This window comes from Lutibacter maritimus (genome assembly GCF_900116115.1).
GTDB classification, from domain to species: domain Bacteria; phylum Bacteroidota; class Bacteroidia; order Flavobacteriales; family Flavobacteriaceae; genus Lutibacter; species Lutibacter maritimus.
Map to the genome: position 1 here is coordinate 672,867 of NZ_FOZP01000001.1, position 13,053 is coordinate 685,919.

Below are 13,053 nucleotides of genomic sequence, written 5' to 3' on the forward strand. Positions count from 1 at the left end.
CAAAAATTATGGATACTTTTTTAAAAAAAGCTATTACTCTAGATAAAACAGACCATTTAGCGCACTTTAAAAATTATTTTGAGAATGACCCAGCTATGATTTATTTAGATGGAAATTCTTTAGGGAAATTGCCTTTAAAAACCATTGAAACAACCTCAAATATTGTAAATAATCAATGGGGAAAACGCCTTATTAGAAGTTGGAATGAAAATTGGATGGATCTTTCAGGGGATATTGCTAAAAAAATTGCGCAAATAGTTGGAGCCCAACCTGATGAAATTTTTGTTGGTGATACAACTTCAATTAATTTATACAAACTTTTATTTGCTTCACTTTCAATTCAAAAAGATAAAACAGAAATTATTACTGATGATTTAAATTTTCCTACAGATTTATACATTATTCAAGGACTTATAAATCAACAATTTAAAAATCATACTTTAAAAGTTTTAAAAAGTGAAAATGAAATTTTTATGGATGATTTAAAAATTAAATCGTCATTAAATACTAAAACAGCTGTTATAACTTTAAGTTTGGTAAGCTATAAAAGTTCATTTTTATACAACATGGAAACCGTTAATAATTTAGCTCATAAAAATAATAGCTTGGTTATTTGGGATGTGTCACATGCGGCTGGAGCTACTACTATAAAACTAAATGAAACCAATGCTGATATGGCCGTAGGTTGCACTTATAAATATTTAAATGGTGGACCAGGAGCGCCTGCATTTTTATATGTTAGAAAAGATTTACAAGAAAAATTAAACAATCCAATTTGGTCATGGTTTGCACATAAAAACCCATTTGATTTTGATTCAAATTTTGTAGAAAACCCTGGAATTCAAAAGTTTGCAATTAGCACTCCTTCTATACTTTCATTAGGTGCAATAGCACCTGGATTGGATGTAATTTTAGAAGCTGGCATTAAAAATCTTCAAACAAAAAGTAACAATCAAAGTGAATTTTTAATTGAGTTAATTCAACATTATTTAGTTCCTTTAGGATTTAAAATGGTTTCACCTTTAAACAATAAACAAAGAGGTTCTCATATTGCTATTGAACATCCTGAAAGTTATAGAATTAATCTAGCAATGATTAATCCTATAAATAAAAAAGAAAAAGTGGTAATTCCTGATTTTAGACCTCCAAGTTTTATTAGAATTGGAATTACGCCACTTTACACTACTTATTTAGATTTATATGAGGCTGTTATTAGAATTGTTGAAATTGTAAAAACCAAAGAGTATGCGGCTTTTTCTACTACAAAATTAAAAGTAACTTAAATAGTTATCAAAATAAAAAAATCCCAAAATGAAATGTCATCTTGGGATTTTTTTTAGTATATTATATTTTTTTCATAAAAATTAAAGTCTCGATTGCGCTTCTTCTATAATATTTTTATACTTTTTTAATATTCTACCCCATTCATCAAACTTCTGATCATCTTTTACGCTTACTGCACCATCTGCTCTCTCACTACTAATTTTCATAACATATTTTAATGGATTAGAATCACCTAATTTAACAATAATTCTTGTTCTAATCGTACTACCACTAAAACCTTCTACTTGCCATGCAGTTCTCATATAACCTGTTTCTTTATCAATTACTTCTAAAACATCAAATTCCGTTGTAACAATAGAGCTTAATAACTTCCACGCATCATCTTCAGAAACATCAGGATTAACCACAATTGTAAAATTTACATTCGCTAAATCCGTAGCAATTGACTGTTTATAAGCCTCGTCTTCAACTAGTTCTAAATGATCTCTAAAAGGTGGTGCTTGATAATCATTTGAATTGCAATAATTTTTTTTAATAGATAAAAAACTTTCTTTACTAACTATTACTTCTACACACGTATTTTCTGGCACTTTCAAATCATATACACCTACACCTACAACTTTTCCATCAACAAAAATTTCGGAATCATTAGGCGTAACTTCTAACTTTACTAATCTATCAATTAAATTAAATTGATAATTAACTGGAGGTTCTGTATCATTTTCTTTATTGCAAAAAACTTTTTCTTCAGAAACAAAACCATCTTTTTTTACTTGCACAACAACACATTCTCCTTTAGGTATAATAACTTCTGAATACCCTATTCCTTGAGAATTTTGATTTACAAAAATTTCTGAATCAGCTGGAGAAACTTTTACTTGCACCATTCTATCAGCTAATGATAAATTTGCATTAAATGGTGGAACTTCTTTATTATTGGTATTATAATAAGTCTTTATTATAGGTTTATATCCTTTCTTTTTAATTTCAACAGTTGCATTAAAATCCTTCTTAACTACTAAATTGTATTTTTTATTACCAACAAAATGACCATCTACATAAATTCCAGCATCATATGGCTCAACATTAAGTTCAATTAATCTATTTTCAAGGTTAACTTGAACATTTTTTGGCCATTTTCTGGTTCTTGGAAATTCTTGAATTACTGATTGAAATCCTTCTTTAACAACAATAATTTTATTCAGCTCATTTTTTTCAAGTTTTAGAACTATTGAACCAACTCCTAATGCGGGTTTTATAATATCATTTCCTACTACTTTATAGAAAGTTGCATCAGTATAATTTGCAGTAATTGTAATCTTACTTTGAGAATATGACAAAGAAAACGTTAAAAATAGTATAGAAAAAATATAATTCTTCAGCATAATTTATAAAATTTGAAATTTTTTAATTAGGCGAATATAATAAATTATTCTTTATGCAAAAAACGTTGTTTAGCAAGTAATTGTTCTTCCGTTTCTTCATTCTCTTCATCTGGCACACAACAATCTACTGGGCAAACAGCTGCACATTGTGGTTCATCATGAAAGCCTTTACACTCCGTACATTTATCAGTTACTATAAAATAATACTCATCACTAACTGGTTCTTGCGAATCTTCTGCATTTACAGTTTTTCCATTTGGTAATACTAACTTTCCTGAAAGTGAGGTTCCATCAGCATAACGCCATTCTTCAGATGCTTCATAAATGGCATTGTTAGGACATTCAGGTTCACAAGCGCCACAATTAATACATTCATCGGTTATTTTTATTGCCATACTATTATTTAGATTATTTTTGTGCAAATATAAAATTTTAAATCTAAAAAATTATTTCAATGAATTTAGCGCAACGGATAAATGCATTTCAAAAATTGGGTATTTTCTTTAAACAATTTTCAACAGCTAAAATTGAAAAACATTCAAATTCTGAAATAAATACATTATTTTTTGATGCTTTTAAAATGCAAATTGAACGGGCACAAGAATTTAATGGTTGGTTTACCAAAGAAAATGTTTTAAAAGCCTTTGAAAGTTGGAGTGAAGCTTTAAGCGTAGAAAATTTAATTGAATGGACTTCTAAATATAGTTTCTCCAAAAACACATCTCCTAAAACTATTGCCATTATAATGGCTGGTAACATTCCTTTAGTTGGCTTTCATGATTTTTTATCGGTATTAATAACTGGAAATAAAGCGCTAATAAAACAATCATCTAACGACAAACATTTTTTGCCATTAATTGCTAAGTTTTTAGAACACACAAATCCATATTTTAAAAATAAAATTACTTTTACTGATACTGTTTTAACTGATTTTGATGCGGTTATTGCAACTGGAAGTAATAATACTGCACGATATTTTGAGCATTATTTTGGAAAATATCCTTCAATTATTCGTCAAAACAGAAATTCTGTAGCTATTTTAACAGGAAAAGAAACTGAAGAAGAATTAGCATTATTAGGCGAAGATATTTTTCAATATTTTGGATTAGGTTGCAGAAGTGTTTCAAAATTATTTGTACCAAAAAATTATAATTTTGATATGCTTTTTAAAGCCATTTACAAATTTAATAACATTATAAATTATAAAAAATACGAGAACAATTACGACTATAACAAAGCAGTTTATATTATGAGTTTGTTCAATATTTTAGAAAACGGATTTGTAATGTTAAAAGAAGATAAAAGCTACGCATCTCCCATAGCAACAGTATTTTACGAATTTTATGATGATTTTGATAATTTACTAAATAAACTAAATACTGAAAAATCAGATATTCAATGCGTTGTAAGCAACGAAAACGTTGTAGATTTCGTAAAATTTGGGCAAACTCAACATCCTAAATTATGGAATTATGCAGATAATGTTGATACAATTTCATTTTTACTAAAATTATAACCTTTTTTTTAGTAAATAAATTAGGGCTATTTCTCTTTTTTTCACGAAATTTGTTTGAACTAAACTCATATTATAAAAAATGAAAAAACATAATTTTAGTGCAGGTCCTTGTATTTTACCACAAGAAGTTTTAAAAAAAGCTGCTGATGCAGTACTTAATTTCAACAATTTAAATTTATCATTAATTGAAATATCGCATAGAAGCAAAGATTTTGTAGATGTAATGGAAAATGCGCGTAGTTTAGTAAAAGAACTATTAAACTTACCCGAAGGCTATTCTGTATTATTTTTACAAGGTGGCGCAAGTCTAGAATTTTTAATGACACCTTACAATTTATTAAAAGTAAATGGAAAAGCTGGCTATATGAATACTGGAACTTGGAGTACAGCAGCTATTAAAGAAGCAAAAATGATGGGAGAAATTAATGTGTTTGCCTCATCAGAAGATAAAGGCTTTAATTATATACCAAAAAATTACACAGTTCCAACAGATGTAGATTACATCCATTGCACATCTAACAACACAATTTACGGAACACAATTAAAAACATTCCCTAAAACTGATAGCTTATTAGTTTGTGATATGAGCTCAGATATTTTTTCTCGCCAATTAGATTTTACTCAATTTGATTTAATTTATGCTGGTGCACAAAAAAATATGGGCCCTGCAGGAACAACTTTAGTAGTTGTTAAAGATGAAATTTTAGGAAAAACAGGCAGAACAATCCCTTCAATGCTTGATTATCAGGTTCATATTAAAAAAGACAGTATGTATAATACACCGGCTGTTTTCCCTGTATATGTTTCAATGTTAACTTTACAATGGTTAAAAGATTTAGGTGGAATTTCAGCAATTGAAAAAATTAACGAAGAAAAAGCGGCTCTTTTATATGCAGAAATTGATAGAAATCCGCATTTTGTTGGATATGCAGCAAAAGAAGATAGATCTTTAATGAACGTAACTTTTAACTTAACAAATGAAAGTGATAAAGAAGCTTTCGATAAAATTTGGAATGAAGCAGGAATAAGCGGAATTAAAGGTCACAGATCAGTTGGTGGATACAGAGCAAGTATGTACAATGCTTTACCTTTAGAAAGTGTTAAAGTTCTTATTAAAGCCATGCAACAACTAGAAAAATAGCATAACTAAAAAAATAAATATAAAATGAAAGTATTAGCAAATGACGGTTTAGCTAAAAGTGGTATTGCAGCACTTGGTTTAAATGGTTTTGAAGTAGATTTAACTACTGTAGCACAAGACCAACTAGTAGATTATATAAATAAAAATAATATTGATGTATTACTTGTTAGAAGTGCTACAAAAGTTAGAAAAGATATTATTGACAATTGTCCTTCTTTAAAAATTATTGGTCGTGGTGGTGTTGGAATGGATAATATTGATGTAGAATATGCCCGAGGAAAAGGACTAAAAGTAATAAACACACCAGCTGCTTCATCACATTCTGTTGGAGAATTAGTATTTGCTCATTTATCAGGATTAGTGCGTTTTTTACCTGAATCAAATAGAAATATGCCATTAGAAGGCGATGCTAAATTTGGTGCACTTAAAAAAAACTATGGTAAAGGAATTGAATTAAAAGGAAAAACATTAGGTGTTTTAGGCTTTGGAAGAATAGGACAAGCAACCGCAAAAATTGCATTAGGTTTAGGAATGAAAGTAATTGCTTTTGATCCATTTATTGATGCTGTAAATTTAGAAGTTGAATTTTTTGATGGTCAAGCGTTATTTTTTAATATCAATACCATTTCAAAAGAAGAAGTTTTAAAACAAGCTGATTTTATTACACTTCATGTACCGGCTCAAAAAGAGTACGTAATTTCTACAAAAGAATTAGATTTAATGAAAGATGGTGCTTTTGTTGTAAATGCTGCTCGTGGTGGTGTTATTGATGAAGTTGCTTTAGTAAAAGCAATTGAATCTGGTAAAATTGCAGGTGCTGCATTAGATGTTTTTGAAAATGAACCAACGCCTGAAATTCAATTATTAATGAATCCTGCTTTATCTTTAACACCTCATATTGGTGCAGCAACAGCTGAAGCTCAAGATAGAATTGGAACAGAACTTGCTGAACAAATTGTAAGTATTTTAAAATAATTACAAATACCAAAATAAATTAAAAGGATGCTAAAATAGCATCCTTTTTTTTGATTAAAATGTAATATTAACGTATATTTGAATAGCTAATTTATCAATAACGCAACAAACTCATTTTATCAATATGGCAAATATCAAACCATTTAGAGCAATTAGACCTACACGAGATAAAGCTGCTCTTGCAACATCAAGATCATATGATCAATATTCTAAAAGAGAGTTAAAAGCACAATTAAGTTACAACCCTTACTCCTTTCTTCATATAATAAAACCTGGATATGTAAATGACATTAATTTATCGGGCGAAGAAAAATTTAAAATGGTACATAAAACTTATCAAGATTTTAAAGACCAAGAAATTTATAAAAAAGACACAAAACCAAATTATTATCTACATCAAAAATCGTACGGAAAAGATGTTTTTTGGGGAATTATTGCAGCAGTTCATGTAGAAGATTATCAAAATAACATCATAAAAAAACACGAAGATACATTAAAGGAAAGAGAAGAACTTTTCGGGAATTATTTAGGTATTGCAGGCTTTAATGCTGAGCCTGTACTACTCACCTATCCTGATAATAATTCTTTAAATAGAATTTATAGAAAATACTCACAACACAGAGCAGAATATGAGTTTATGACTCATACAAAACGACTGCATAAAATGTGGATTATTGATGATGAATTTGATATTGAAACCATCTCTGAAGAATTTAAAAAAATGAATGCTATTTATATTGCCGATGGACATCATAGAACAGCTTCATCTAATTATTTAGCAAATAAATTGAAAACTGAGAATCCAAATCATACTGGTGAGGAATGTTATAATTATTTTATGGGATATTTAATTTCTGATGCCAATTTAAAAATATCAGAATTTAACCGATTTGTAAAAGATTTAAATGGTTATACCAGCGAACAATTTTTAGAAAAACTAAGTGAATTTTATACCATTGAATTAAAAGGTGAAAAAGTATATAAGCCAAGTAAAAAACATCATTTTAGTATGTATTTAAACGGTAATTACTACTCGTTGTACTTAAAAAATACCAATTATAAAATTAACAATGCACTTTCTGACCTAGACACGCACATCATTCATAAAACAATATTAAAACCTATTTTAGGAATCTACGATTTAAAAACGGATCCTAGAATTAAGTGCCTACCAGCTATTTTAGACAAAAAACAATTAAAAAAAGAAGTAGATTCTGGTGGTTTTAAAGTTGGATTTGGTTTGTTTCCTGTTTCTGTCGATCAGCTAAAAGCAGTTGTAAACGAAGATTTACGTATGCCACCAAAAAGTACATACATTGAACCAAAATTAAGAAGTGGTTTAACCATTTTTGAAATAAATGATTAGCAAAATTAAAGTATCTTTGAACTTTAATAGCATTTATATTTTATGAGTATCGCAGAAAACCTACAACACATTAAAAAATTATTACCAAAAGAAGTTACCTTAATTGCTGTTTCAAAAACAAAACCTGAATCTGATATTTTAGAAGCCTATAACGCAGGGCAACGTGTTTTTGGAGAAAATAAAATTCAGGAAATGGCTGAAAAATATGAAGCGCTGCCTAAAGATATTCAATGGCATATGATTGGACATTTACAAAGCAACAAGGTAAAATATATGGCATCTTTTGTAAGTTTAATACACGGTGTTGATAGTTTTAAAAAACTAGAAGAAATTAACAAACAAGCTATAAAAAATAACCGCGTTATTGATTGTTTGCTTCAAATAAAAATTGCTTCTGAAGATACCAAATTTGGATTATCAACAACTGAAGCAACTCAACTATTAGCATATGAGAATCTTAAAAATTTAAATAACATTTGTATAAAAGGATTTATGGGAATGGCTACTTTTACAGATGATGAAACTATTATAAAAAATGAGTTTAGAATACTAAAAAATTACTTAAATTCATCAAAAAAATACAAAACAACCAATTTTAACCCCACAATACTTTCAATGGGAATGAGTGGCGACTATGAAATAGCCATTGAAGAAGGTAGTACAATGGTAAGAATTGGTAGTTCAATTTTTGGAACAAGAAACTATAATTAATTTTTGTACGCAATATTAGACATAGAAACCACGGGCGGTAAATTCAATCAAGAAGGAATTACTGAAATTGCTATTTACAAATTTGACGGGCATCAAATAGTTGATCAATTTATTAGTTTAATTAATCCTGAAAGAGAAATTCAACCTTTTGTAGTGAATTTAACTGGCATAAATAGCGGAATGCTTAAAAATGCTCCTAAATTTTACGAAGTTGCAAAACGTATTGTTGAAATAACTACAGATTGTGTTTTAGTGGCACATAATGCCAATTTTGATAATAGAATTTTAACAACCGAATTTAGACGTTTGGGTTTTGATTTTGAAAGAAAAACGTTGTGTACGGTAGAATTAAGTCAAAAATTAATTCCAGAACAAGATTCCTATAAATTAGGAAAACTTTGCAGATCGTTAGGTATACCTGTTTCTAGTAGACATAGAGCTGAAGGTGATGCCCTTGCCACCGTACAATTATTCAAACTTTTACTAAGTAAAGACGTTCATAAAGAAATTATTAAAAGTGCTATTAAAATTGATACAACAAGAAAATTAGCACCTAAATTATTAAATATTTTAGATGAACTTCCTAAAAAGATTGGCTTGTTTTATGTACATAATTGCACCAGCAACATTCTTTATATTGGCAAAGGTTTAAATATACAAAAAGCAGTTAATCAGTTATTTTTAAGATCTTCCAAAAAAGCAACTATTATACAAAACAGTGTAGTGTCTGTTTCTTATGAAGAAACAGGAAACGATTTAATTGCACAACTAAAATATTTAGAAGAAATTAAAACCAACAAACCTAAATTCAACTTTACAAAAAAACAACAGTTTTCTAAAATTGAATTTAGCAACGAAAATTTATTAGTGATTGATAAAGGGCGATCTATTGGCGAAAAATCTGTTTTACTTATTGAAAACAATCAATTTAAAGGCTATTGCTACGTAAATTTAGAATATCAGATTAATAATATAGAAATACTAAGAACCCTTATTTCACCAATGGAAAACTCTATTGAAAATAGGTATATTATAAAAAATTACTTACAAAAAAACAAAGTCGAAAAGCTCATTCGATTTTAAACTTAAAAAAGATGAAAAAGATTGCTACCCTTATTATTACATTACTTTTAATTTCAACCACAATTGCTCAAAATTTTGATAACTATAAATTTGGCATTGTATCAAAAGAAGAACTCGATTTAAAAAAATATGATAAAGATACTTTAGCCAATGCTGTTGTACTCTTTGAAATGGGTGCTACAACATTTGATCTTAAAAATGATAAAATAATTATTAGTACAAAATTTTATAAAAAAATAAAACTCTTTAATTCTAACGGATTTGAACATGGAACTTTTAGTATTAAATTGTATAAAACAAATAATGCACGCGAAGAAGTAATTGATATTAAAGCAATAACTCATAACGGTTTTACAAAAACATATTTAAATAAGTCTCAAATTTTTAAAGATAAATTGACTGAGAATGTAAATGAAGTTAAATTTACAATGCCCAATTTAAAAGACGGAAGTGTTATAGAATTAGAATATACGGTAGACTCTCCTTTTAAATTTAATTTAACAGGATGGAAATTTCAATCTAGTATTCCTAAAGTTTACAGTATATACAAAGCTTCAATACCAGGAAATTATTACTACAACCGAATTTTAAATGGTTATTTAAAACTAGATGTTAATTCTTCAGATATTAAAAAAGATTGCTTTAGAGTACCTGGATATGTAAATACTGCAAATTGTGAAAATGTAACGTATGCCATAAAAGACATTCCTGCTTTTACACCTGAAGATTACATGACTAATGAGGAAAACTTCATATCAAAAATTAAATTTGAATTAGCAGATTTTATTTGGTTTGATGGTAGAAAACAAAAATACACAACAACCTGGGAAGCAGTTGACCGTGAATTTAAAACAGATAAAAATATAGGTGGACAATTTAAAAAAACTAACTTTTTTAAAGATAAATTACCGCCAGAAATTGATACAATAACTTCAGAATTAGATAAAGCAAAAGCTATTTATAGTTATATTCAATCTTATTATACCTGGAACAAAAAATACAACATTTTTAAAGATATAGATATTAAAGAAAGTTATAAAACCAAAATAGGAAATGTAGGTGAAATTAATATTTCACTAATTAATTCCCTGAAAGCAGCCAATATAAACTGTGATCTTGTATTAATTTCAACTCGTGAAAATGGTTTTCCAACAAAATTGCATCCAGTAATTTCTGACTTTAATTATATTATTGCAAAAACTACCATAAACAATACCACCTATTTTCTTGATGCTACTGATAAATTTACGCCGTTTGGCACATTACCTTTTAGATGTTTAAATAAAGATGGAAGAGTAATGGATTTTGAAAATGACAGTTATTGGACAGATATTATTCCAATAGAAAATTCAAAAAGTCAGTTAAATGTAGATTTAAAATTAGATGAAAATGGTACAATTACTGGAAAAATAAAAAAATTGAGTTTTGGTTATGATGCCATTTCTGAACGTAAAAAAATTGAAAATAGAAGTATTGAGTATTTAATGTCTGATTTTGAAAAAGACTTCAATAAACTGGAAGTAACAGATTATAAAATTGAAAACAAAGACAATTTAAATGAACCGCTTATACAAATTATTGATATTGTAATTGAAAATAAAACAAACGCAACAACACATCTTATAAATCCATACTTTACAGAACAATTTAAACAAAACCCTTTTAAACAAAATAAAAGATTATATCCTGTTAATTTTGGTCATCCAAAAAAGTATGTGGTTAATTTTATGTTAGAAATACCTGAAAACTATAAAATTGAATCATTTCCAAACAATGTAGCCATAAGTTTACCAGAAAATGGCGGAAAATTTATTCATACTACCAAAAAATTTAGTAATTCTAAATTAGGATTGTTCAGCACAATTACTATAAATAAGGCAGTATACTACAATTCAGATTATGAGTTTTTACAAGAATATTTTAAACAAATTATAATAACTCAAAAACAACCTATTTCAATTAAAATAATTTAAGTTTTAATTAATTTATGTATGTAAAAACAGGCTTTGCAATAAATTCAATTTTCGCATAAAAAATCATTAAAAAAATATCGTAATATAAAATATACGGCATTTAGCGTATTTTTTATGTTATGCGTAAAATTTATATTTGTAAATGAGCACTTTAAAAGCTCATTTATTAATTATAAATAAAATCTGTCAGCAATGAAAAAAATTACGCTCTTATTTTTATGCTTCACTTCCATCATTTTTAGTCAAGAACAATTTACAACAGGATTGTTATTAGACAAAGAAAAGTATGAGGCTATTGAATTAACCGCTCCATTAACAACAAGAAGTTTAGATGATTTACCAGCTTCCTACAGTTTAAAAGCATATTGCCCAACGCCACAAAGTCAAGGAGCTCAACCATCATGTGTTGGATGGGCAAGTGGTTTTGGAGCAAGAACAATTTCAAATGCGATTAAAAATAAATGGGCAAATAACATTGCTAAAATAAATGAAAACACTTTTTCACCAGCATTTGTATATAACTTAATTAAAGGACCTACAGACACCGCTTGTAAAAACGGATCTTATGTTTCGGATGCCATGTTGCTTATTAAAAAATATGGCATTTTAAAATTAAGTGATTTCAATTACAATCAACAAAGTTGCACCTTATTGCCTACTGATAGCGCACTTGAAATTGCAGGTATGAATAAAATTGAAAATTTTGAAAGGTTAGCAAATTGGGACAATCCTTCTAACCTAGCCTTAAAAGTAAAAAAAGCAATTGCAAATAACAATCCGGTAGTAATTGGTATGCAAATATCAGATACATTTCATTATACCAAAGGAACTTGGAGCGGATTACAATCAGGCAGAATTGGTGGACATGCAATGGTAGTAGTTGGTTATGATGATAACAAAGATGGCGGTGCTTTTGAAATTATGAATTCTTGGGGGGCAACTTGGGGAAACAACGGATTTATTTGGGTAAAATATAATAACTTTGAAAGTTATGTAAAAACTGCCTATGTAATGATTGATAAAATTGAAGAACCTAAACCTGAAACTATTGCTTTACAAGGTTCTATGAAACTTCAATTAAGCAATGGAACAACTATGAAAGCGCAACTTTTACCAGATGCAACAAGAAACTTTAATATAGTTGCAGCAAGCAAAAGCACCTACAAAATTGTTGATTCATATAGTTCTGGAACTCAATTCAGAATTTATTTTGATAGCCAACAAGCTGCTTATATTTATTTAATTGGTTATGGCGGTAGCGATAAATCTATCAATCAATTATATCCTTTTGAAAACTACAGCGCTTACTTTGGATACTCAAAAAGTGAAATTGCCATTCCAAATGAAGATTATTTTATTGAATTTGATAACAAGCCTGGTACAGATATTTTATGCATTTTATACAGTACAAAAATGCTTGATTTAAATTCAATATTTACATCCTTAAAACAAATGAACGGAGAATTTACGAGTAATTTAAAATCTATATTAAAACCTTATTTATATGCTGGTAAAGATTTACAATTACAAGAAAACTCAATTGCTTTTAAAGCAACTTCAACAAATAAAAATGCAGCTATTGTACCATTATTTATAGAAGTAAACCATAAATAGAATAC

11 protein-coding genes are annotated in these 13,053 nt (G+C 28.2%); 9 read left to right on the plus strand and 2 right to left on the minus strand.

The window, feature by feature from the left end; translation table 11 throughout:
• Window positions 1–8: 8 nt before the first annotated feature.
• Window positions 9–1,283, plus strand: a complete 1,275-nt coding sequence (gene kynU, locus BM335_RS03225; protein ID WP_090223101.1) for a kynureninase — start codon at window positions 9–11, stop codon at window positions 1,281–1,283.
• An 81-nt stretch (window positions 1,284–1,364) separates the two neighbouring features.
• Here kynU and BM335_RS03230 read toward each other — a convergent pair whose 3' ends face one another.
• Together BM335_RS03230 and BM335_RS03235 are read right to left on the minus strand one after the other, a co-directional pair.
• Entirely contained in the window at window positions 1,365–2,669 is a 1,305-nt protein-coding gene (locus BM335_RS03230) for a hypothetical protein (RefSeq protein WP_090223103.1), read from the minus strand.
• A gap of 44 nt (window positions 2,670–2,713) precedes the next feature.
• On the minus strand, window positions 2,714–3,064 hold the full coding sequence (locus BM335_RS03235) for a 4Fe-4S binding protein (RefSeq protein WP_090223105.1): 351 nt from the start codon (window positions 3,062–3,064) through the stop codon (window positions 2,714–2,716).
• A 59-nt stretch (window positions 3,065–3,123) separates the two neighbouring features.
• Here BM335_RS03235 and BM335_RS03240 point away from each other — a divergent pair, with 59 nt between their 5' ends.
• The 8 genes from BM335_RS03240 to BM335_RS03275 all read left to right on the plus strand — a co-directional run bounded on the left by BM335_RS03240 (window position 3,124) and on the right by BM335_RS03275 (window position 13,048).
• A complete protein-coding gene (locus BM335_RS03240) occupies window positions 3,124–4,185 on the plus strand; it encodes an acyl-CoA reductase (RefSeq protein ID WP_090223107.1) in 1,062 nt (353 codons plus the stop codon).
• A gap of 79 nt (window positions 4,186–4,264) precedes the next feature.
• Complete coding sequence (gene serC / locus BM335_RS03245) at window positions 4,265–5,326, plus strand: 3-phosphoserine/phosphohydroxythreonine transaminase (RefSeq protein ID WP_090223109.1); 1,062 nt, start codon at window positions 4,265–4,267, stop codon at window positions 5,324–5,326.
• Window positions 5,327–5,350: 24 nt separating this feature from the next.
• Window positions 5,351–6,301 carry a D-2-hydroxyacid dehydrogenase gene (locus tag BM335_RS03250; RefSeq protein WP_090223111.1) on the plus strand — a complete coding sequence of 317 codons (951 nt, stop codon included), beginning with the start codon at window positions 5,351–5,353 and terminating at the stop codon, window positions 6,299–6,301.
• 124 nt (window positions 6,302–6,425) lie between these two features.
• Window positions 6,426–7,667, plus strand: a complete 1,242-nt coding sequence (locus tag BM335_RS03255; RefSeq protein ID WP_090223113.1) for a DUF1015 domain-containing protein — start codon at window positions 6,426–6,428, stop codon at window positions 7,665–7,667.
• Window positions 7,668–7,709: 42 nt separating this feature from the next.
• Window positions 7,710–8,378 (plus strand): YggS family pyridoxal phosphate-dependent enzyme, encoded by a 669-nt coding sequence (locus BM335_RS03260; RefSeq protein ID WP_090223116.1) that lies wholly within the window; start codon window positions 7,710–7,712, stop codon window positions 8,376–8,378.
• A gap of 3 nt (window positions 8,379–8,381) precedes the next feature.
• Complete coding sequence (locus BM335_RS03265; protein ID WP_090223119.1) at window positions 8,382–9,461, plus strand: exonuclease domain-containing protein; 1,080 nt, start codon at window positions 8,382–8,384, stop codon at window positions 9,459–9,461.
• An 11-nt stretch (window positions 9,462–9,472) separates the two neighbouring features.
• Window positions 9,473–11,434, plus strand: coding sequence for a transglutaminase family protein (locus BM335_RS03270; protein WP_090223121.1), 1,962 nt, complete (start codon window positions 9,473–9,475; stop codon window positions 11,432–11,434).
• A gap of 192 nt (window positions 11,435–11,626) precedes the next feature.
• Complete coding sequence (locus BM335_RS03275) at window positions 11,627–13,048, plus strand: C1 family peptidase (RefSeq protein WP_090223124.1); 1,422 nt, start codon at window positions 11,627–11,629, stop codon at window positions 13,046–13,048.
• The last annotated feature ends 5 nt before the right edge of the window (window positions 13,049–13,053 follow it).